Origin of the sequence: Paenibacillus sp. LX16, from assembly GCF_036252815.1 — a bacterium.
Classification (GTDB): Bacteria; Bacillota; Bacilli; order Paenibacillales; family Paenibacillaceae; genus Paenibacillus; species Paenibacillus polymyxa_B.
Window position 1 is genome coordinate 2,861,290 of sequence record NZ_CP141152.1, and the last position, 22,486, is coordinate 2,883,775.

The window sequence follows — 22,486 nt, forward strand, 5'->3', positions numbered from 1 at the left end:
TTCGAAGGAGGAGCTAGAATGAGAAAGGTGAAAACAGGAAAATGTTGGATATCAGGGATGCTTATATGGGCTATGGTGCTCCAGCTTGTTGTTCCAGGAATCACCGCAGTAGCCGAATCTAGAACTGATGCTGGGAACACGCTCAATCCTAAGAATGACGTGGACTCGTCGGTTACGGATGCGGTTTATCAAATCAAGAATCCGGGATTTGCAACCATCCCTAAGAATCACGCGGGATTGTCAGTTACGGATTCGGTCTATCAAATCCGGAATCCTGGATTTGAAACAGGAGATTTGACGGGATGGACCGCTGTCAAAGGCAATGCGTTCGGTCCGAATAGCGTAACAGACGAAACGACTTGGTGGGCGGAAAAAATACCGTATAACCAGGAAGGCGCTTATCATTTAAACGGCTGGAAGTATGACGAATCTGCGACAGGTGTACTTCGTTCCAGCACTTTCGAGCTGGGCGGCAGCGGCTGGATCAGTTTCAGGCTTGGCGGTGCGAAGAACCCAGACAAGGTATTTATAAATATTGTGGAAGTCGATACGGGACAAGTTATTGCCCGATACGGAAATAGCGCATTCGCCGACGTTGGCTTCCCGGATCCTGCGCAGGGCATGCGGCTTGCCAATATGGTGCAATACAAGGCGGATCTTTCCACACATTTGGGCAAGAAACTGTATGTGGAGGTCGTCGATAATGCAACCTCGGATTGGGGAATAATTTTTGCGGACGCATTCTCCGTGTACCATGAATCGGAGCCAGCTGAAGGAATTGTTGCGACGGATATCAAGCCAGATTTCAAACGCTATGAAATCGATAATCCCAGCTTTGAAACCGGAAATCTCGATGGCTGGACGGTTGAGGGAGATGCTTTTGAAGTGACCGACGAAGCTCATGCGAGCAAAGAAGGGAACTTCTATGCCAAATCCTCCGTGCAAGGTAAGGGCTCCATCACCTCTAATACTTTCACGCTTCAGGGAACCGGAACAATTAACTTCACTATTTTGGATATCCTCAAACCGGAAAACGCCTATGTCGCACTTTACGATGCGAATAGCAACACATTGCTTATGAAAACCGGGGATGTCAGTGCGAACGAGAAAATCTCATGGAAAGTGCAGGAACACTACAACAAGAAGCTTTATGTAAAGGTCATCGATTATTCCAATGAAGCCAGCATTGCCGTTGATGGGTTCCAAGCAAGTGGTGTGGGTACCATTTTCTACTTAAACCTTGATGAAGGCGCAGGAAAGAAAGTGTTGGAGAATGTACGCAATCTTAAGCATAATCTGAACTATGTATTTAACAACGCCAGGTATATGGCATCGAAGGATCCAAGATGGACTCCGCGTGGAATAAAAGGCGGTGCCTTGTTGTTTGATGGATACTCGAATTATATTGAGGTCAATGCAAAGGATACTGTGCCTGTAAGCGACGCGTTAACCATCGAAGCTTGGGTTGCACCGCGGAGCTATGAATGGGGAGACGGAAACAAGCTATCTGCGATCGTAAACCAATCCGATCAGGATAAAGCGGAAGGCTTTTCTCTTGGAATGTATCGGCACGGTACATGGTCGATGCAGGTAGGCATTGGCGGCCAGTGGATTCAGGTATGGGTAAAGGATCACCCGTTGGAAAAATACAAGTGGAATTATGTGGCCGCTACTTTCAGTAAAGAAGATGGAAAGATTAAGTTATATCTAAACGGTGAGGAAGTGGCTTCACAAGCAACCCCCGTCAACGTTCCGATCACACCATCTACCGAAAGCCTGATCATCGGAAAAAATAATAAACCAGTAGAGTTGGCAGGGTTGTTCTCCTTCAATATGTTCAGCGGACTCATAGATGAAGTGAAGCTGCATAACAAAGCTCTTACGAACCAGGAGATACTTGCTGGATATGAGAGCGTGAAGGCGCTTCACGGGGGTTCGGTTCCGAAAATTCCGAATGCGGACATTGATGAGGAACCAAGTGTATTTGACGGAGATCAGCACCGTCCCCAGTACCACGCAATGCCTCCGCAAAACTGGATGAATGAAGCACATGCACCGATTTATTATAACGGCAAATACCATTTATTTTATCAACATAATCCGCAAGGTCCATACTGGCATCAAATCCACTGGGGGCATTGGGTGAGCGACGATATGGTGCACTGGGAAAATGTAAGGCCTGCTCTTGCGCCCGAAGCGGGCACCCTTGATCCGGACGGCACGTGGTCAGGCAGTGCAGCGTATGATCGAAACGGCAATCCCGTTCTGTTCTATACCGCCGGCAACGACTCCCTGTCGCCGAACCAAAGAACCGGGCTGGCAACTCCGGCGGATTTGTCCGATCCCTATTTGGAAAAATGGGTGAAATATCCTAAACCGGTAACGGAGCAGAACGGAAAAGGCATCCACAACGAGTTCCGCGATCCATTTGTATGGTACGACAAAGAGGTGGACAAGTGGTATCAGTTGGTGACGTCTGGCCTTCCAGACGTCAGCAGCGGCACAGCTTTGGTGTATGTATCCGACGATATGTACAATTGGGAATATAAGGGGCCTTTATACGTTAGTGACAGAAGCCGTTATCCGGAGTTGGGTACGGTATGGGAGCTGCCAGTGTTATTGCCGGTAGGCACGGATAGTACGGGCAAGCAAAAATATATTTTCATGATTAATCCCCATGAAAAGCCGGAGCATGTTCCTCCAGCAAACGATGTGCAAAGAGATGTTGAGGTCTTTTACTGGATCGGGACCTGGGACCGGGATAACTTCAAATTTATTCCTGACCAGGAGGCACCCTCCAAAATGGATGTGGGTGACGGCTATTTAACCGCAGAAAGCGGTCTGGTCACACCTGACGGAAGAACGGTCGTATTCTCCATGGTGCAAAATGTAAGAACACCGCAAGCCGAATATCAATCCGGATGGGCTCATAATTTATCTTTGCCAGTTTCACTAAGCCTCGATAAGCATGATAAATTGCATATCGAACCGATTAAAGAACTGCAGAGCCTTCGAGGGAAAAAACGGGTTGATTTTTCGGACAAAAATTTGGAGAGTGCCAATCAATTGATCCAAAATGTCAAAGGCGACATGCTAGAGGTTGTGATGGAGATTGATCCGCGTGAGGCCCAGAAATTCGGTCTCAAGGTGCGACGCTCGGAAAAAGGCCAAGAAGAGACGCTCATTTACTACGACAAGACGAACGGGACCTTCAATGTGGATCGAACCAAGAGCAGCATTGATCCGGACGTGCGTGTGGACGGCATTCAAGGAGGATATGTAGATCTTGACGGAGAGAACTTGAAACTCCATATCTTCCTCGATCGCTCGGTCATTGAAGCCTTTGCAAATTACAAGAAGAAGCTGACAACTCGTGTCTATGTAGGCAGATACGACTCCTTGGGCTTGCAGATCTGGGCCGATGGCGATATCACTGTCAAGTCTATGCAAGTATGGGATATGAATGCCTTAACGGGTAAACCGGCTGCTCCGGTCTATGTGCCCGATAACTGGGATAACTCCGTGTATAAGGATATTACAGAGCTGCCTAACCATGATTTTGCTACGGGCGACTTAACAGGATGGATCACGGAAGGAGACGCCTTCCAGAATGTCCATGTGACCAATACCCAGTTCTTCTGGGACACCATTTACTTCAACCCGTCGCATAAAATTCCGGGCGGCTACCATTTATGGGGCTTCAACGAACAAGCCGGCGGCGACAGCTTGACAGGAGCGCTAAGATCTCAAAATTTCGTCCTTGGTGGGAACGGTAAGATCAACTTCCTTATCAGCGGCGGCCGGGATATAGACCGTCTGTATGTTGCGCTGGTTCGGGCGTCGGACGGCAAAGAGTTATTTAAAGAGACAGCGACAAATTATGAAGAATATCAACGGAAGATTTGGGATGCATCAAATTATATTGGAGAGGAGCTTTACATTAAGGTGGTTGACCAATCCAAAGACGGATTTGGACATATTAACGTCGATGATTTCAACGTACCGGTTCAGATAAACAAGAAGATCAACAAATAACTGGTTAAAGGAAAGCCAGATGGTCAAGGCTAGTACGGTCGTACGCCATAGCTATCAGGCTTTCTTATGAAAGTGCCGTGGGTGGCTTAATTGATGAGGAATCGGATTAGATGAAGGGTAAAAGCAGATTGCTGCTTTTGGTCATAGTATACATTAAAAAAAGCACGTTTATGAGGCGACCGATCACCTGTATTCTTCAGGTGACCGGTCCTTAGTTTTTTCTGCAATCGTCTATTGTTGTAGAAGCGAAAATACTGCTCGTCTGCTAAACGGATCTTTTACTCTGATCTCGACTGATCTTCCCGATATGAAAAATTTAGTGGCTACAGCATTATTATTGAATTTTGCTCGATTTCTAATTGGATATGCTTACTTTCCTGAGATTGAATGGGAGGTATGGGAGGTCATTTATTTTGACAATGCCAAATCTCATCTTGCTTAAATGGGTGAGGGAACGCTTAAGTAATTTGATAGAATGAAAGAATTAGGATTGAATCAGTGGTTCGCATGAAGAAATATCGTTCCTATAGTGGGACAGTAGGTAAGATTGCTCCCAACGTACTTGATCGTAATTTTCAAGCAGAAAAACCCAATGAAAAGTGGGCAACCGACATTACTGAATTTAAGTTGTTTGGAGAAAAGCTTTATTTATCATCTGTGTCAAAATTAAAGGGCATGAGTCCGGTACAATACCGAGTGCATGCCCAACAGGTTGCCTAAATAATACGTGTCTAACTTTAAGGGGTCACTCTACTGCTGGCTGCTTTTGTTATTTTGAGGGGGATGTTGACGCTGCTCCAAAATACAGGATATTGTCGATAACTTTCGATGGCAGGTTAAGTAAGATTAAACCTCTGTCTTGAAATCCGGATAAATTCGGATATAGCTGCAGTTTCATAAGTATCTTTACGACGTATGAATAGAGTCGGAACTTTATAGAATTCTTCCGAGATTTCTTGAGATTGCAAGTTATATTGAACCATGGCTCTCTCAATTACTGAGCGAGGTAAAAGGGAGACACCAAGACCGGCGTGGATACATCCGAGGATCCCCTCCAATGTTCCGAATTCCATGATCTTTGCGGGTATAATTCCTTTCAGATGTAACCAGTTCTCGAGTTTTTGACGATAAGAACAACCAGTACGGAAAACCAGTAAAGTCAGATTTCGTAATTGTTCGGGTTGACTGATTGAGGGAAACTGTTCTCCTGATATGAGTGCAAGTTCCTCAACCCCTACCTCAGTAATATCGAGCTCAGCATGATCAACTGGCGCAGCTACGAAAGCTCCGTCCAACTCGTATTTCAACACTAAATGGATAAGTTCTTCCGTAGTTCCAGTTTTTAATGCCAAATCCACCTCTGGATAAGATTTATGGTAATCGGTGAGAATAGATGGTAGCCGAATCGCAGCTGTGGTTTCAGGCGATCCGATCCGAAGCGGGCCTCTTGGGGTTGAGTTATCTGCCACGACTCGTTCCGCCTCTTGAGTAAGAAAGACAATTTTCTCAGCATAGGACTTGAGTGTCTCTCCGGATGTTGTGAGCCGAACCCCTTGCCGCCCACGACGAAATAACGCTGTTTTCAGTTTCTTTTCAAGCTGCTGGATACGGATGCTTATACTCGACTGAACATATTCCATTTTTTCGGCTGCTTTGGTAATGCTTCCTTCGTTCGCAACCGCCAGAAAAATCTGCAAGTCTCGGATGTCCACCGTCATTCCTCCATTTAATTATTGATAATTTTGATATTACAAATCGTATAAATTCATTTTACACGATATTTGTGAGGAGTTACAATTAATTTAGTAAGCGGCAGGTCTTATGAAGAAAACAGGAGGTTATAGTATGAGGGCTTATCATTCATTAGAGATAGAAGGATTAAACGTATTTTATCGTGAGGCTGGTAATCCCAACAAGCCAGTCATTTTATTGCTTCATGGCTTTCCATCCGCAAGTCATATGTTTAGAGAGCTAATACCTATTTTAGAAAAAGACTACTATTTAATTGCTCCTGATTATCCGGGGTTTGGGAATTCCTCATCCCCTGACAGAGAAGATTTCCAGTATACATTTGACCATATTACTGAAATTATTGAAACTTTCATCGATAAACTAGGGCTTGCTAAATATGCGTTATATGTCTTTGACTACGGAGCCCCTATTGGCTTTCGTATTGCCAAGCACCATCCAGAACGTGTAACAGCAATAATAAGCCAAAATGGCAACATTTATCGTGAAGGACTAGGAGAAAAATGGGCGGCACGAGAAGATTATTGGCGTTATCCTACACAAGAAAAAAGGGAAAGTTATAGGACAGCATTTGCGCCTAACACAATCAAGGGCCAATATGTTGATGGAACAAAGGAAAGCCAAGTTTCCCCAGATGGTTATACTCTTGATATTGCATATATGTTCCGGCCGGGAAATGATGAGAAACAATTGGATTTAATTTTTGATTACCAAAATAATGTGAAAATGTATCCGGAGTTTCAACAGTATCTCCGTGAATATCAGCCGCCCTTATTAGCAACGTGGGGTAAAAATGATGTTTCATTTATTCCGGCTGGTGCTGAAGCTTTTAAAAAGGATTTACCTAAAGCCGAGATACATTTATTAGATACTGGGCACTTTGCATTGGAAACACATGCATATGAAATCGGAAAGCAAATGTTGGATTTTTTGAAAAACAATAAAAGGGTGGAATAGGGATAATTTGAATTTAGAAGGGTGACAAGTCAGTCTCATGGAGAATTCAGGAGCTAAAAATGCGAAATTGTTTAATTCCACAAAGACCATGATCGGTGGATTAGTTATGCTCATCATTTCAATGGGGATCGGACGTTTTTCATATACTTCTATACTTCCATTGATGCAATCACAAGCTCATCTATCCGCTACGGAATCCGGATATTTGGCAGGGAGTAATAACTTGGGTTACCTTATCGCTGCATTTGGTGCAGGTTTCATAACATGGGGGTCCCGAAGAGCCTATCATCTCCGGATGCAATTGGTACTCTGCATTATTTTAACAGGACTTATGGGAATCACTTCATCATTTTTATGGTGGATGGTTTTGCGCTTTCTGACTGGAGTTAGCAGTGGTCTTATTTTTGTTCTATCATCAAGTTTAGTGTTGGATGTGCTGTTTTCAGATAAACGTGAAAAATGGGTAGGTATATTTTACGGCGGGGTTGGTATAGGCATTGTTTTAGCTGGGTTACTTACGCCTGTTCTTAGCTTTTTCACTTGGAGGGGAACTTGGATCGGGCTTTTGATTATCAGTATCATCCTCATCATACCTGTTTGGTCATTTATCCACGATAAAGAGCCAAAACCTATAACTCAAAATGCTGCATCCCTGAGTTCATCAGCGGAAAATCCATCTATCTTCGGCTGGCTACTTGTTGCTTATGGACTTGAGGGGTTAGGTTATATAGTAAGCGCGACGTTTCTTGTGGCGATGGTTAAGCAAATGCCTCATATGTCAATTTTTGCTGACTTTAGCTGGATTATCGTTGGGATAGCGGCGGTACCATCAACAGTGATCTGGTCCTGGTGGGCGAGTAAAGTCGGTTACATCAAACCATTGATTATTGCGCTTATCCTGCAAGCTGCTGGGGTCATACTACCTGTATGGCTTCCCAATATATTCGGCGTGACGTTAGGATCTGTCCTTTTTGGTGGCACGTTTATGGGTATTTCCATGCTCGCTCTCGCCGCAGCACGTATGTCTAGACCATTCAGTGGTAATAGAGCAATTGCTTTGATGACAGGATTTTATGGTATAGGTCAAATACTCGGTCCAATCGGAGCCGGAATTGTATTGGAAGTGGCGCATAGCTACAACCTATCATTACTTCTTTCTGCTTTGGTGCTTGTTGCTGCTGCTATTATATTGCTATCCGGTGCAGTTAATTCAAGTAAAAAAAAACGACAGGAAATTTGCAACATGCTCGTATTCATCCTGATCAAGAGCTTAGTTAGATCCTGGGCAGTTTGCATTGGAATCAGATACAAATGGAATTGGTGAATTGATTCCTTTAATGGGAGGAATGAAAAATGCAAATAGGTTTTTTTGATTCTGGTATTGGAGGCATTACTGTACTGCATGATACATTAAAAGTTTTACCTAATGAAGACTATTTGTATTACGCAGATACATTAAATGCTCCATATGGGCACAAAACGAAAGATGACGTTAAAAAGCTTGTATTAAATGCTATAGAATTTATTAGCCAGCAAAAAGTAAAAGCGATAGTAATTGCTTGTAATACTGCCACAAGCGCGGCAATCGAAGAAATAAGGGCAAAATCCAGTATTCCATTTTTTGGTATGGAGCCTGCCGTAAAACCTGCCGTTACGACAAAAAAAATATAAATAAACGAATTTTGGTAACGGCTACTGCTTTGACTCTAAGGGAAGAAAGACTTCAAAATCTTATTACTAAATTAGATAACGAACATGTTGTTGATTTATTACCTCTTCCGAAATTAGTTCAGTTTGCAGAAAGTTTTGAGTTTAACGAGCAAATAGTGCTGCCTTATCTTAAAGAACAATTATCTATATATGATTTAAGTAAGTATGAAACTATTGTTTTAGGATGTACTCACTTTTCTTACTATAAAGATATATTTAGAAAATTATTTTCATCGGATGTTAATATAATTGATGGAAATAATGGTACTGCAAAAAATCTAAAAAAAGTACTGGAAGAAATGAATTCTTTAGATGAAGGCAACGGTAATATTTCTTTCTATTGTTCAGGGGTCAAAGTCGAGGATAAGGCTAAATTAAAAGAGTTTAATGAACTGTTCAAAAGATTGTATGCTATTAACGAATATAATTGAAAAGTCTGAGATTTTATTTTCATTGATTATTGCGCTTATCCTGCAAACCGTGGTGTCATGCTACCAGTATGGCTTCCCAATATATTCGGCGTGAGATTAGGGTCTGTCCTTTTTGGGAGGTACGAGTTCGTCTAAATTTCAATAGAAGGAGGTTTTTAAAAGTGTTTGAGACTGATTTGACGCGTACTCTTAAAATTCGATACCCGATTTTTCAAGCGCCGATGGCTGGTGGCGTTTCGACGCCCGAATTAGTAGCGGCTGTTTCAAATGCCGGTGGGCTAGGCAACCTGGGGGGCGGATACTTAACACCGGAGCAACTCCGTAGCGAGATCCAAAAGATCAAGCAACGAACGGACCAGCCTTTTGGAGTAAACTTGTTTGTGCCTGAGCAATCAGAAGAGTCGGAAGAAGCCATTTACCGGATGACAGATTATCTGAATAAATACCGCATCCAACTTGGAATTGCTCAAAATTCATCTCTTATGAAGTTTTCAGAATCATTTGAGGAGCAGGTACAGGTCCTGTTGGAGGAGTGTGTACCCGTATTTAGTTTCACTTTTGGCGTACCATCCCAAGACGTGATCCAAACCATGAAACAGCATGGAATATTCATCATTGGAACTGCTACAACTGTTGATGAAGCCAAGCAATTGGAAGCAGCTGGCGCTGATGCAATTGTGGCCCAAGGGAGCGAAGCAGGCGGGCATAGGGGGACCTTCATGAAAGACCCTTCCCATGCTTTGATAGGCACTATGGCTATTGTTCCGCAGATCATTGACCATGTGTCGATCCCGGTCATCGCAGCAGGGGGAATCATGGATGGACGGGGACTTGTAGCAAGCCTTACATTAGGAGCCGCTGCAGTACAGATGGGCACTGCGTTTCTAGCCTGCCCCGAGAGCGGCGCCCATGAAACGTACAAACAGAAAATCCTCTCGTCAAATGAGGACTCCACTGAAATTACACGTGCATACTCTGGAAGAGCTTCAAGAGGCATTCAAACAAAATTTATGATTGACATGTATCAGTACCCAGGAACAATCCCGGCTTACCCGATTCAAAACGCGATGACCCAGGACATTCGTCAAGCGGCTGCAAAAGCGAACAACCCCGAGTACATGTCACTTTGGGCAGGCCAGGGTCTTCGGTTAGCAGGCGACCAACCTGCCGCTTCAATTGTAAAACAAACCATTGATCAAGCCAGTGTTCTTGTCCGAAAATTTTCTTTTATTAGAATGGTTGATAATAAATAGGGGAAAATAATTTTTATTAAAGGGAGGAAGTTAAAATGCCATTACTTCGTTTTGATCTTATTAAAGGACGAGATAAAGCAAGCCTGAAAAAACTTTTGGATGTTGCCCACCAAATTGTTGTGGAAGCTTTTGACGTTCCTGAGCGAGATCGTTACCAAATCGTTCACGAACACCCGGCGGACCATATGATTATTGAGGATACTGGGCTAGGATTTAACCGTACCGATAGTCTAGTTATTCTCTCCATAATAAGCAAAGCCCGGCCAAAAGAGAAGAAACAAAAGCTCTATTCCTTACTGGCTGAAAGGTTAGAAGCCGAATGCGGCATCGCACCAACCGATTTAATGGTATCTATTGTTGAAAATAATGATGATGATTGGAGCTTTGGACTAGGGGAGGCACAATTTTTGACTGGTAAGTTAAGCTGACTCAATGCTAGGCGTTTCGATCTTAATCGGTAATATATGAAAAAGGCAAACAAGCAGAACGAAATAGAGGGGCTGGCAGGTAGTTATACAACGTCGCACGGAATGACGGTTACATTAAAAAGACTAACTTGAATGGTGCAAGGAGTAAGATGTTGAGTTTTCATTTCGAGACTACAGATGGGGAAGAGATTCACTCGGTGAATCCAAGAAAAACGGGATACAGGGATAGCTTAATGACATCTGTCCATAGAGTTATTGGAAACGGAAAAATGCATTGGAGTTATACCTTCAAGTACCTGCCTGAGGATAAATCATATTGCTTTGTCCTGGATGCATACATTTTGTTCTCTGAAGTCTAATCAAACAAAAACGCGCCTGAACCATTGTGGTTTTGCGCGTTTTGCCGGGATGAAATACGGTGTCAGGACGGAATGTCCATAGCGGTCTGAATGTTTTTCAGATCGAGCTGAATTTGCTCTGCAATATGGTAAGGATGGTATAGGCCCCGCTGCATCATGTAGATTGTTATCTTTTCATGGGAGTCTATGGCTTCGTCGAGCTGTTTCATCAAAATTTGCTTGATTTCGGGGGTGGTACATTCGGTCACGGCCATGGCATAGTTTTTGACTCCGCTCTTGGCGTTCATCAAAAAATCCATTGCGATCACGTCGTCGGTCAGTGTATGAAACCCTGTCATGTGTTCTAATATAGTGTTCATGTTTTTATCTCCTATAGGGTCATTTTAGACAGCACTCCACCGAGCTCCTGAAGCTGCTGCTGTGATAATTGCACGTCTTGCTGCAAAATTTGCATGAGCTCCGGGTCGGTTACCAGAGCTTGCATAGTTTTGGATTTGGTCTTGCAAACGGTCTTGAACGCAGCTATTTCATGAACCTCCAGCATTTCATGCAAAGCGTAATTGGAATTCATTCGGATTGTCCTCCCATGTATCTATCCATATTCAAGGCTTTAAGACGACTTTGATGCAATTGTCCGTTTTCGTATCGAACACTTCATAGCCTCGCTTGGCCTCGCTGAGCGGAATGACGTGCGTAACAATGTCCCCAGGGTCCACTTTGCCCGAAGTAACCAACTCATACATATACGGCATGTAGTGAATGACCGGAGCTTGTCCGGAACGAATGTTCACGTTGCGCTGCATGATGTCGCCGAGTGGGAATCCGTTATAACGTCCGCCGTATACCCCAGTGACTTGGATGGTCCCGCCTTTGCGGACAGCCTGAGACGCAATGATAAATGCGCTCATGGTGCCACCTTGCAGCTTCAAACCACTGGCTAGAAATTCGAGGTCGCTCATCTTGCCGTCCATTCCTACTGCATCAATCACGACATCGGCACCGCCTTTGGTCATTTCCTTGAGAGTGTTGCCGATATTCTTATCCTGTTCGAAGTTTACGATTTCCACATTGTTCGTTCGCTTCGCATGCTGTAAGCGGTAATCGACATAGTCGACGGCTATGACCCGCTTTGCTCCTTTCAGCCAGCAGAATTTCTGGGCCAGAAGTCCGACCGGACCGCAGCCGAGCACGATGACCGTATCTCCATTCTTTACTCCGGCGTTATCTACGCTCCAAAATGCCGTCGTCATGGCATCGGCAATCAAGCTTAGCTTTTCATCCGGTTGTTCGCAGTTTTCAGGAATCTTGAAGTGGGTAAAATTTGCAAACGGAACTCGTAAATACTCGGCTTGCCCGCCAGGGTATCCGCCGGTCGTTCCGGAGTAGCCAAAATATGCGCCCATATCCCCGTGTTCGTTTGACTTGTCACATTGGCTTTCCAGCTGATTTTTGCAAAAAAAGCATTCTCCACATGCGATGTTGAACGGGATGATTACTCGGTCGCCTTTCTTTACATTTGTCACACCGGGGCCTACTTCTTCTACGATCCCCATCGGTTCATGCCCGATGACATAGTTCTCTTGAAGGTTAGGGATCATCCCGTGAATAAGGTGAAGGTCAGAACCGCAAATGGCGGTACTGGTAATCTTTACGATCATATCGTCCGGTTTCTTAATCTTCGGATCAGGCACCTCTTTGACCACGACATTTTTAATCCCTTGATACGTTACCGCCTTCATGCTTTATGTCCTCCAATATGTTCATCTGGGGTCCGATCAAACATCCCTTTACGCGACGTATCATCCGGGAACAAATTCATCTGCCCGATCATCACCGTATTTTTCGCCGAAAGCTGGTCGAGTTGGTACTGTTCGTTAAGCTCATAGGGATGAAACCATTTTTTGCGAATCATGAGATCTGTGATTTCTTGGTGCATTACAATCCCCTGCTTAAGATGATTGCGCAGCAGCGCCCTAACATCCGGAGAAGCGGTTTCTGTCAGGGCGATGGACAAATTTCTCACACCCTCCTTGGCACGAAGAAGGAAGTCCATTGCAAAAGTCATATCTGCCATTTCCGGCATATTTAATGAATTTATTGGGTCTAAATAATCGGTATTCATTTGCGTTCCCCTTTAATGTGTTATAGGTGTCGGGCTATTCGGAACAGGCGCTTGGAAAGGAGCTCTTGCATAGATTGCTTGCAGTTCAGCCATCTGTTGTGTGGATTGAATTACGTCTTTCTGCATTAACGCTTTTAGCTCTTGGTCAAAGACCAAGCCTTGCATAAGTTTTGACTTAGCGAGGCAGAGCGTTTTAAAATTTAACGCTTCATGCAGTTCCATCGATTCATGCGGCGCTAACGCTGGAGTATTCATTGACAAATTCTCACCTCCTTTTTTCACCAAAGTTAGATTTCCCAACGCATCGCATCTTATACTAAAATTGATTGCTGGAATTGTGTGATCCATATATTCCTATTTAGTCGCAGGAATACAAACAAAATATCAACCGCATACTTATTACTGTTTAAATTAATGATCTTTGCTTAAGGGAGGAGGACTCACCTTGCCTAATGGAAACAAAATTGATCTAGGCACTGAAGATGCAAGAAAACCGGCAGAAAGTGCACTTAACTCGAGCGGCAATACGCTGGAGCAACATGCTTCTAACGCGGTTTCTGAGGTGCAAACGGCTTTAAATCAGGCGATGAACTCGATAAGTAAATCTAACGCGGCAACAAATTCACAAGCCTTGGAGACGGCCCGGCGGCAATTGACTCAGGCAGAGGAATTTTTAGATCAAGCGCAAACTTCAGCAAACGCATTACGTCTGCCGGACCAACAATAAAATGCTCTTGGCTCAGTTAGACTTTCAGACGAACTACTTGCCAAAGACAACGGAGAGTCACCGTCAAAAGGCTTCGGGTTGCGCCGAAGCCTTTTGTTTTTTGAGATGTCTTGGACATTTTCAAAAAACTTAATTAAATTCGTTATTATTAAGCAGTGAATCCCAATTTATACAATATGCCGGCTTTGATCTCTTCCTGAAGTCAGCCTATCTTCATTTTAGAAATTATATCGACAAAAATTAGCTCATCTACGTATTTGAGCACCGCACACTCATTCAAAAGATTAGTATTGCAGACAGCAAAGTGAAATCCGCATCGCCAATGTGTCGCATGATGCCACTTACCTGCACGGATGTTGATGACTAACCAGCTACAAACTGGTCGGCATCATAAAATTGAGGACGGCGCAACAACCAGCAGAGGGTTACTCTACCCAGCGTGCTTCTATGTTTCGGTTAGAAAAGAATCATTAAGAGGCAGGCATTAGAAAAAGTTTTAAACATATTATAGGTAATATCCGTTCAAATATGGTGGGGAGGATATCAAAAAAACTATGTTACCTATGGAAGAATATTTCGGTAAGTTAGAACTCGTTTATTCATTTTATGGGGCCATGCCTACAGGCGTTAGTGTGTCAGAAACCGGGCGTATCTTCATTTGCTTTCCGAAATGGGGAGATGACGTTAGATTTACGGTAGCGGAAATTGTTGAGGGTCAGTTGCAGCCTTATCCTAATTTAGAAACGAATTTGGTAAATCCTTTGAATATCACTATGTCCTTCATCAGTGTCCAAAGTGTAATTGCTGATGGAAGGGGGACCCTGTGGGTACTGGATACAGCTGCACCAAATTTTTCTGTGCCTATTAAAGGAGGAGCAAAATTAGTCGCTGTAGATTTAAAAACAAATACAATAAGAAAAGTATACACGTTTGCAGAAGATGCAATCTTGCCGACAACGTATCTGAATGATGTCCGATTTGATTTTCGTGTTGGTAAATCAGGTTACGCATATATAACGGATTCTTCTTCCAAAGGTCCAGGCGCTATTATAGTCGTAAATTTAGAAAATGGAAATGCGTTTAGACGGTTAAATGGAGCAAATTCAACTTCACCCGATCCGTATTTTTTACCGAAAGTGGAAGGTGAAATTTTGATGAATCGAAACACAGATGGTTCGACATCTCCCTTTCGATTGGCTTCTGATGGTATAGCGATTTCCCCTGATGGAAAAATTATATTTTTTTGTCCATTAACCAGTCGTCATCTATACTCGATCTCAACAGAAGCCCTAAGAGACAGAACGATACCGGATTTCAATTTACATTATCATGTGCAGTATTGGGGAGAAAAAGGTGCGTCTGATGGATTGATAACCGATGCAAAAGGAAACGTTTACGCTGGTGACTATGAAAACGATAGTATTCGAAAGATATTTCCGAATGGAATAATGGAAACCATCGCACATGATCCGAGAATTTTATGGCCGGATACTTTTTCTATTGGTCCAGATCAACACTTATATGTTATTGTGAACCAATTACATCGGCAGGCAAGATTTCATTATGGAAAAGACCTGCGACAAAAACCTTACAGTTTAATTCGTATAAAAATTGATGAATTACCGGCTCCTACCTTTTAATAAATATTTCACTTTACAAAGTAGACTTTATTTGCATAGAAAATGCATTTCATGATTTTATGATTATTAAGAATTTGAAGGCTGCCGCTCGACAGCCTGTTCAACTAACTGGAACTTAGTTTTATAACAATGCGTGCTGCCACACAATTAGTAGCGGCATGTATTGTTGATTTCAGCAATTCCGGGGAATCTCTACATATACTTATGTATACTTAAATTAGAACGTTTACGTTTTTTGAGAAATTGGAAATCAAATAGCTTTAATCGGTATGCTAGCTGCTGTTTTTTTTGATCTTAAACACTACACTACATTGTAGACTATCGGTACTCTGTTAAGAGCTAACAGGCAGTTCAGTTCAACAAGTAATCCTAATTCCGAAAAAACATACTATATAGAACGCAATTAAAAAACGGACATCACCACTCCAATCGCCAAATCGGGTAATAAACAGTGAGATCAGACCCAAGGTGGCGATAAAAATGAAAACAAAGAAATCGAGAAATTGAATAGAGCCATGAAAGAAACATCGGATAAACAGCTTTACGAAAGGTACCTGGCTGTACGTCTTCGTTTGGATGTAGAGATATTTCTAGCAGAAAATTTGCAGCAAGATACTTATGAAGTTAAACGCATTTTTAACGAACTTTATATTTAATCTTACCCAGGAAGGTGAACGTAATGAGCATTATTCTTCAGGTTGATTTCAAATTTGAAGGACCGTTCGGAAGTACAATGGCTTCCTCTTTTCAGGAACTGGCTGCAGGTATTTATTAATTAGGAAGAAGGCTTCAAAATGAAAGTCTGGACTGAAAATGAGGCGAAGGGTGAAGCCGGGGGCATTTATTTTTTTGAAAGAGTGCGACTATAATTTTGACGCTAGCCCACTACTCAAAGCTCGGTAGCTCATAATGTAACCTATAAAGTATTTTGAGAACTGATAAAATATATTTCTACAAACTCCGAGCGGTTCTTTAAGAACAAAATTGATTCGAGTGATGCCTCTCTTAGAGGTGTCTCTTTTCTTTTTAACTCACATTCCTAACCCCTACGGCTCTGAAAATGGGGATTTTGGTGCATTAGATTATGAGCGCCCCCATGAAAAATAAACACGAGAGAAGAAGATACAAATTGCATGTTTTTACCTTGTCTGTAAGGCCTGAGGGCTTACCCACCGGGATGCATATGCTGATGCATTGGTTTTTGTCACTCAAAAGGAAAGCTTCGTGGCAGCTGAAAGTCCTCCTACAGATGTTAGCAGTATGGCTCCTACCTATAAAGATGTGGTGTATGCAACTGCAGCTAATGACGAAGGGAAGAAAAGAGAGTTAAAAATGAACATCTTTAAGCCGGAAGGTGTAACCGAAGCAACTCCTGTCTTGGTGTATGTTCATGGTGGAGGATGGAGTATAGGGGACTATCAGGGCGATGATGCTCCTAAAGATGCAAAAAAGGAAACAGCCGCACCACCAAATCGACCAGCACAAATGACAGGTAGAGCCACAGATCAAGTGGCTACAGATTCAGCATACCAAGTTTTTAAAAAAGTATTAGAGGATAAAATCACTTTCGTTTCCATAGATTATCGGCTAAGTGGCGAAGCTATTTTCCCGGCTCCAATGTATGATGTTAAGGGCAGTATCAGATATCTGCGTGCACATGCCAAGGAATACGGTATTGATCCAGAAAAAATTGCAGTTGCAGGAAATTCTGCAGGTGGACATCTGGCTACCGAACTCGCTGTTACCAGTGATATAAAAGAGCTTGAAGGTGATGTTGGGGGCAATCTTGAGTATTCAAGCAAAGTAATGGCTGCAGTTGATTTTTACGGTCCAACAGATATGTTTACCATGGGACCTGAGATGGACCCAACCCTGCAATCTCCTGAGGAGGCAGCCGAAACACATGACTCTCCACGAGCAGCTGAAGCCAAACTTCTTGGATTTGATAAAGAAGGACAAGGTGTGGCAGTCCTGAGAGATATTCGGGATAAAAAACAAACCAATTCTCCTTATTGGGAAAAAGTAAAGTTGGCAGAATTGGCAAGTCCTATAAATTATGTATCTTCAGATGATCCACCAATGTTTATTGCACATGGAGGACGTGACAGTTTAGTATCTATTCAACAAAGTTGGAGACTTAGAGATGCTCTTAACCATACTGGAGTAGAAAATATTTTTATGTCTAACTCTAAAGCTCCCCACGGTGGTCAGGGTGAAGATGTTAATAATGCAGCTATAACTTGGGTAACAAAAAAACTGCTTAATAAATGAGCTGTTCTGAATATTCATGTTAAAAAAGGGAGCGCTCTTTATGAACTCCCCCTGTCAAGTAGACAGTAATTAAGCAACATTAAACAGCCTGAGTCCGATATTCATACGGTCTTAGGTTGTTTAATTTTTATTGAAAACTTTGGTATAACTTTGACGACCATAAAAATTAACTCTAATCGATTGGAGAAAACGAATGAGTTTGGCTATTTATTTTCGGGAAACAAACTCATTTGCAACGCGTTACCACTTAGAGAACAATGATGTGCCTAGGTTGAAGAACCAATTAGGACATTCCTCAATACAAACGACCATGATCTATACACATTTAACAGATGAGGAAATGAGGAAGGCAGTCAATAATATGGATAAGTAATGTAGAGCGCGTCAAGTAAGTGACACAAAGTTGCCTACCTGACTGGGAGAATGACACAAAGTTACCTACTTAGCTTGATTAATAAAAAAATCACCTCATTCGCTTGTAGAAAAAGAACTAAGTCACTCAAAATAAAGGGATCGCAGAAGGAGTAGGGATGGTTGTTGAGTGGTTGATTTATTATGGTAGCAAAGTAATACTTTAATGATTCGAAAACGAGAGGTGCATCATGGAAAACTCAAATATAACCCAGCTTGAAAAACGTATAAATATTTTGCTTGAATGGAAATCTGTATTGTTGCGTTTAGCAGAAGATGAATTGTCACCATATGATAAGTGGTGTGCAGAAAAAGAACTTAGTCGCGAAGATCAACACTTTATCACGAATCTTTGTATGTTATTTAACATACGATTGCATCCTGATCAAAGTAACCCCGATGTTCAAAAAGTCACTAAGAACTTTGAAGAACATTTCAAAGTTGGCGATTTTGAGTTGAGTTACGAAGTATTTGAAAAATTTATAAAAGATTATCAACTTAGAGAGAAAACAATTCATGAGTGGGATGCTCGAGAAGTGCTTGAAAAGCTGGCCGAGAGCAATAGGAGTGTTGAATTGAAGGAACAGCTATTGGGTTAGCTATGGATTCTAAACGGAATAGGTAAAGCGGTCCCGCCAATTTAGATTAGCGGGGCCTTGTTTATTGCAGGAAAAATCACAATTCAGATCTTCAGATTCCATATCAGGTGCGTCATATCAATGTAGCGCTATAATACCTTTATAGCGTCGAAGGATCGTTGGCATAATTCACTCCCAAGTAATGCGCCTGGTTCAGCAGGGCCTCGTAATGCTCAGGCTTGGCTTCCAACGTTTCGTATAAAAACTCAACCCGTGATTGGGACACGCCGCAGTAATCGGCAATACCCACATTGAGCAGATTGGTGATCGATTGCCCATAGTTGCGCTTATGCATCTGCTCTTCTGTCACACCAGCAAGAGCGATCCACAATATCTGCTGATGAGGAAGTTTGTTCGCGCCGTAGGCAATCTCGTTGTTCATGACACGATCTACATACCCTTTCAACATGGCTGGCATATGCCACCACCAGAGAGGAAACACAAAAGCTATAGCATCGTGCTTCTTCAATCGCTCCATCTCCGTTTCAATCTCAGAGGAGAACACCTGTTTCTCTTGGGTAAAGTCCGGTTCATCCATTTCACGAAGAATCGGGTCGAACCCAATCCCATACAAATCCAATATTTCATAACTGTGACCTGCCTTGGCAAGACCTTGTACAAAACGATCAGCTACCTGGAAGGTCAGGGAATCTTTTCTCGGGTGGGATACTACAACGAGTACGTTCATCTTATCTTTCACTACCTTTCTGGATAACGGTTTTTGTAGCCATAAATCAATGACTGATGCTATTATAAACAGGTATCAAGACATCTGGAAGTACGCACTTTGAGGTTCTATAGGAAGAATGAAGTACCATAGGAACATTAAAGCAACCTAAATTGATGCCTTTAAATGGGCTTAAATAATGGAAATTGAGCAGCAAGAAGATTATGTTTTCACCTTGGATACAGCCTGATTATGGAGGGGTTCAAAAATGATGGAACATGGAAAAACGATCGCTCCAAAGAAATATAAAGTAGGCGTGGAAGCGGCCTTGGAAGTGATGGGCGGAAAGTGGAAGCCTTTAATTGTTTACCACTTGATGACCGGACGGAAACGCACGTCAGAGCTTCGAAGATTGATACCGGACATTACGCAGAAGATGCTGACAACACAGCTCAGAGGTCTGGAAAAGGACGAAATTGTGCAGCGCAAGGTGTATTCGGAGGTACCTCCCAAAGTGGAATATGAGTTAACGGACTACGGTTGGGGACTCAAGCCTGCTCTGGACCATTTGTGTTATTGGGGAGAGGATCATCTGGAGAAGGTGCACGGGGATAAGTTTAAGGTTTTGGAGGACTTCGATTCTGAAGAGAAGGGGGCGGGAAGGTGAATGGTGCAAAGCATGTGAAAGAGGCAGTCTCTATTCGTTTTGAAGGAGTCGCTGTAGTTCTGTTGAAGAAGAGCCTTGATCAATACCGTGTACTGATGCTGAAGTGGGCTGGTCGTATGTTGGTGGCAGGATAGAGAAAGGCGAGAAGGCGTGGGAAGCTGCACTAAGAGAAGTCCACGAGGAAACAGGCATTACGGAAGTCCGTTTGTACTCTGCCAATCAATTCGAACAATATTGGAGGCGTATGTCTATATTACTTTCGTATTCGTAGGATATATGGATGAAATCCAGCCTGTCCGGTTAAATCATGAACATACCGAGTACCAATGGATGACGTTTGACGAAGCCAAAGAAAATGCGGCATTGCCCGGATGACATTTTGGATTTTGTTGAAAAGCATTTTGCCAAGAAGGCCCCGTCGAAATGGCTGCGGATTGATAGGAAGGTTAAATAGGAGGGATAATTCATAAAATATTGGACTACATAATCTTTTTTCTACTGAAAAACAAGTTTCCCGTAGAAAAAAGAGACATCAAGAGTACTTATAAAACTCACTGAACGGAATTAGCAGACATTAGACTAAGGATATGGCAACTTGACGTAGAGGTTCAATTCCTTACACTCGCACCATTGAAGTTGCTATTTTAGCGGCTTTTTATTTTATCGATACAAGTTGTCCCGAGCCAAGGACACGAACTTGTACCGATTACCGAAAGTAGAGCGCGTCAAGTAAGTGACACAAATTTGCCTACTTTGTTTGATAATAAAAAAATCACCTCATTCGCTTGAAGAAAAAAACTAAGTTACTCAAAATTCCGATTAAACTGCTAAAGTAGGGAACTTTGTGTCAATGTACAATCGAGAACAAAAGTAATTTATACTACTTGTAATAATAATTTTATTTTGAAAGTTGTGACAACAAGTTTATACCTTTGATGATCCAGTAATATGGAGTTCAAAAATATTATTATGCTTGTTCCAACAAAAGTTATATAAGAAAAGGGTAAACTTGACACTGGACAACGCTAATGTCGGGTGATAAAAACAATATCTCATTAATTGCTGCGAAAATCGCGGCTTTTTTATTTTATGGGATAAAGTTCTTGTCAAAACCAAATGACAAGAACTTTATCCCATTTCCGATTTTGACAAGAATATTATCTCATTTCCGACGAACCAATCATCGAAAGTCTCTATTTTAGCAGCTTTTTTGTTTTATCGGTACAAGTTAGTGTCCGGAGTCGACAACAAAAACTTGTACCGGTTGCTGAAAGGACAAGAACATAGTGTCATTATTGATTTGGTATTTACCTAAACAGCTTAATTCGGCTTATGTGTAAGAAAAGTGGACGTATCGGCAGTTATTAATAAGTTGCTTTTCCAACAACTGCCTTAGCAGTATCATAAAGATTATCATAATGCAGAAGTTCAATCTTTTGTTCCGTTTTGGTACGACGCTTAGTTCGGTAAGTTTTTTCGTTAAAGTCTGCCCGACGGCCTGCAACAACGACGAAATGCATTCTCGTCCTGTCGGGTACCATAAATTCTAAAGGTAATTGTTGTGCCGCGTTCTTGTACTTTAGAATAGCTTCTTGAAAAGATGTATAGTACGATTCGAGCCAATCAGACCAGTCTTTTACTTGACGAATACCCTTTCTGAAAGCATCGCCTAAATCACCGTCACTCAAAGTGATTTTCCCGTACCGTGCTTCTAACTCAACAAAGACGAATTCATAACCGCCTGAATTTTTGCCGATTATCAAGAAATCAACTTGGATAGTTGTACCTAACTTAAGCTCTGGAAAGATGAAGGCATCGTGATGACCAAAGTTATAATTTTGTAAAATGGAGGCGATTATGAAATAGGATTTATTCTCTCGAATCCAATTTAAAACTGTTCGCTCAGGCGTTCCATGACTATCTAACATTTCAGCATATTTTTCGCATAAGTAGTTAAGCTCCGACTCGTTTTTCAATTCTTCAATGTCTAGGTAGTTATTTGGAAAAAGGCTCATGAAATGGCGTGCAGCTTTCGGGTACTCTCTGAACAAACTTTTGCGTATCCACTTCCCCCCCAACTTCCCAACCTTCTCCGCTTCCTTTTTCTCATCCCACAGCTTCAATTCTTCATCGGTAAGGTAAGTATAGTCTCGTTCGTATATTTTCATATGTGGTCCTCTTTTTCGATAGTATTAAACATACCTAATTTTAGCATAAGAGCTTTAATTATCATTATATAATCAGCAAGAATTACTGGAGCTAATAGTGTTTGGTTGCTCTCAATACCACGTAAACTAAATTGTTGACCGTTCCCAATAAAACCGGGTAAAGGTTGATAGTTATTTCTGTTGAAAAACAAAGTAAGTATTAAAATCCGTCACTACCAAAAGAATGTTCTCTTCGTGGAACATAGTTCTCGAA

At 42.2% G+C, this 22,486-nt stretch carries 20 protein-coding genes and 4 pseudogenes; 16 read left to right on the forward strand and 8 right to left on the reverse strand.

The features are described 5' to 3' along the window. Positions 1-18 precede the first annotated feature (18 nt). Together T3H97_RS12590 and T3H97_RS12595 are read left to right on the forward strand one after the other, a co-directional pair. Positions 19-4,035: a GH32 C-terminal domain-containing protein gene (locus tag T3H97_RS12590; protein ID WP_328802735.1), complete on the forward strand. Its 4,017-nt coding sequence runs from the start codon at positions 19-21 to the stop codon at positions 4,033-4,035. Between the two features lie 475 nt (positions 4,036-4,510). Continuing rightward, positions 4,511-4,734 (forward strand): annotated as a pseudogene (locus T3H97_RS12595) (IS3 family transposase); the annotation flags it as partial. A 137-nt stretch (positions 4,735-4,871) separates the two neighbouring features. On the opposite strand, the gene T3H97_RS12600 reads toward T3H97_RS12595, so the two are convergent. Next, positions 4,872-5,747 carry a LysR family transcriptional regulator gene (locus T3H97_RS12600; RefSeq protein ID WP_103048550.1) on the reverse strand — a complete coding sequence of 292 codons (876 nt, stop codon included), beginning with the start codon at positions 5,745-5,747 and terminating at the stop codon, positions 4,872-4,874. Positions 5,748-5,880: 133 nt separating this feature from the next. Between T3H97_RS12600 and T3H97_RS12605 the strand changes: the two genes are divergently transcribed. The 5 genes and pseudogenes from T3H97_RS12605 to T3H97_RS12625 all read left to right on the forward strand — a co-directional run bounded on the left by T3H97_RS12605 (position 5,881) and on the right by T3H97_RS12625 (position 10,563). Continuing rightward, positions 5,881-6,741 carry an alpha/beta fold hydrolase gene (locus T3H97_RS12605; protein WP_328802736.1) on the forward strand — a complete coding sequence of 287 codons (861 nt, stop codon included), beginning with the start codon at positions 5,881-5,883 and terminating at the stop codon, positions 6,739-6,741. A gap of 37 nt (positions 6,742-6,778) precedes the next feature. Continuing rightward, a complete protein-coding gene (locus T3H97_RS12610; protein ID WP_328802737.1) occupies positions 6,779-8,065 on the forward strand; it encodes a YbfB/YjiJ family MFS transporter in 1,287 nt (428 codons plus the stop codon). A gap of 29 nt (positions 8,066-8,094) precedes the next feature. Further along, positions 8,095-8,882 (forward strand): annotated as a pseudogene (murI, locus tag T3H97_RS12615) (glutamate racemase). A 161-nt stretch (positions 8,883-9,043) separates the two neighbouring features. Further along, entirely contained in the window at positions 9,044-10,135 is a 1,092-nt protein-coding gene (locus tag T3H97_RS12620) for an NAD(P)H-dependent flavin oxidoreductase (RefSeq protein ID WP_328802738.1), read from the forward strand. Between the two features lie 35 nt (positions 10,136-10,170). Further along, positions 10,171-10,563, forward strand: coding sequence for a tautomerase family protein (locus T3H97_RS12625; protein ID WP_328802739.1), 393 nt, complete (start codon positions 10,171-10,173; stop codon positions 10,561-10,563). Between the two features lie 421 nt (positions 10,564-10,984). Here the strand turns inward: T3H97_RS12625 and T3H97_RS12630 are convergent, their stop codons facing one another. Genes T3H97_RS12630 through T3H97_RS12650 form a run of 5 tightly spaced genes read right to left on the reverse strand, consistent with a single transcriptional unit; the run spans position 10,985 to position 13,299 of the window. Beyond that, the gene (locus T3H97_RS12630; protein WP_328802740.1) at positions 10,985-11,281 is read right to left on the reverse strand and encodes a spore coat protein; all 297 of its coding nucleotides are present in this window, start codon (positions 11,279-11,281) and stop codon (positions 10,985-10,987) included. 11 nt (positions 11,282-11,292) lie between these two features. Next, a complete protein-coding gene (locus T3H97_RS12635; RefSeq protein WP_328802741.1) occupies positions 11,293-11,493 on the reverse strand; it encodes a hypothetical protein in 201 nt (66 codons plus the stop codon). A gap of 31 nt (positions 11,494-11,524) precedes the next feature. Beyond that, complete coding sequence (locus T3H97_RS12640) at positions 11,525-12,661, reverse strand: zinc-dependent alcohol dehydrogenase (RefSeq protein WP_044785935.1); 1,137 nt, start codon at positions 12,659-12,661, stop codon at positions 11,525-11,527. After that, positions 12,658-13,044 (reverse strand): spore coat protein, encoded by a 387-nt coding sequence (locus tag T3H97_RS12645; RefSeq protein WP_328802742.1) that lies wholly within the window; start codon positions 13,042-13,044, stop codon positions 12,658-12,660. The genes T3H97_RS12640 and T3H97_RS12645 overlap by 4 nt, the downstream gene beginning before the upstream one ends. 12 nt (positions 13,045-13,056) lie before the next feature. Further along, positions 13,057-13,299, reverse strand: coding sequence for a spore gernimation protein GerQ (locus tag T3H97_RS12650; RefSeq protein ID WP_274485628.1), 243 nt, complete (start codon positions 13,297-13,299; stop codon positions 13,057-13,059). 190 nt (positions 13,300-13,489) lie between these two features. On the opposite strand from T3H97_RS12650, the gene T3H97_RS12655 reads away from it, so the two are divergent. From T3H97_RS12655 to T3H97_RS12680, 6 genes and pseudogenes are all read left to right on the forward strand, one after another. Continuing rightward, positions 13,490-13,771, forward strand: a complete 282-nt coding sequence (locus T3H97_RS12655) for a hypothetical protein (RefSeq protein WP_328802743.1) — start codon at positions 13,490-13,492, stop codon at positions 13,769-13,771. 554 nt (positions 13,772-14,325) lie between these two features. Beyond that, a complete protein-coding gene (locus tag T3H97_RS12660; RefSeq protein WP_328802744.1) occupies positions 14,326-15,411 on the forward strand; it encodes an L-dopachrome tautomerase-related protein in 1,086 nt (361 codons plus the stop codon). Positions 15,412-16,090: 679 nt separating this feature from the next. After that, positions 16,091-16,265: pseudogene (locus T3H97_RS12665) on the forward strand (YdhR family protein); the annotation flags it as partial. Between the two features lie 370 nt (positions 16,266-16,635). Beyond that, on the forward strand, positions 16,636-17,682 hold the full coding sequence (locus T3H97_RS12670) for an alpha/beta hydrolase (RefSeq protein WP_328802745.1): 1,047 nt from the start codon (positions 16,636-16,638) through the stop codon (positions 17,680-17,682). Positions 17,683-17,905: 223 nt separating this feature from the next. After that, positions 17,906-18,055: pseudogene (locus T3H97_RS12675) on the forward strand (tyrosine-type recombinase/integrase); the annotation flags it as partial. Between the two features lie 229 nt (positions 18,056-18,284). Then, positions 18,285-18,692: a hypothetical protein gene (locus T3H97_RS12680; RefSeq protein ID WP_328802746.1), complete on the forward strand. Its 408-nt coding sequence runs from the start codon at positions 18,285-18,287 to the stop codon at positions 18,690-18,692. 139 nt (positions 18,693-18,831) lie between these two features. Here the strand turns inward: T3H97_RS12680 and T3H97_RS12685 are convergent, their stop codons facing one another. Then, positions 18,832-19,419 carry an NAD(P)H oxidoreductase gene (locus T3H97_RS12685; protein WP_328802747.1) on the reverse strand — a complete coding sequence of 196 codons (588 nt, stop codon included), beginning with the start codon at positions 19,417-19,419 and terminating at the stop codon, positions 18,832-18,834. 247 nt (positions 19,420-19,666) lie between these two features. Here T3H97_RS12685 and T3H97_RS12690 point away from each other — a divergent pair, with 247 nt between their 5' ends. Genes T3H97_RS12690 through T3H97_RS12700 form a run of 3 tightly spaced genes read left to right on the forward strand, consistent with a single transcriptional unit; the run spans position 19,667 to position 20,336 of the window. Next, a complete protein-coding gene (locus tag T3H97_RS12690; RefSeq protein ID WP_328802748.1) occupies positions 19,667-20,065 on the forward strand; it encodes a winged helix-turn-helix transcriptional regulator in 399 nt (132 codons plus the stop codon). Next, positions 20,062-20,199: a hypothetical protein gene (locus T3H97_RS12695; protein ID WP_328802749.1), complete on the forward strand. Its 138-nt coding sequence runs from the start codon at positions 20,062-20,064 to the stop codon at positions 20,197-20,199. The genes T3H97_RS12690 and T3H97_RS12695 overlap by 4 nt, the downstream gene beginning before the upstream one ends. Continuing rightward, positions 20,169-20,336: an NUDIX domain-containing protein gene (locus T3H97_RS12700; protein WP_328802750.1), complete on the forward strand. Its 168-nt coding sequence runs from the start codon at positions 20,169-20,171 to the stop codon at positions 20,334-20,336. The genes T3H97_RS12695 and T3H97_RS12700 overlap by 31 nt, the downstream gene beginning before the upstream one ends. A 1,093-nt stretch (positions 20,337-21,429) precedes the next feature. Here T3H97_RS12700 and T3H97_RS12705 read toward each other — a convergent pair. Then, the gene (locus T3H97_RS12705; RefSeq protein WP_103048582.1) at positions 21,430-22,233 is read right to left on the reverse strand and encodes a Shedu anti-phage system protein SduA domain-containing protein; all 804 of its coding nucleotides are present in this window, start codon (positions 22,231-22,233) and stop codon (positions 21,430-21,432) included. Between the last annotated feature and the right edge of the window lie 253 nt (positions 22,234-22,486).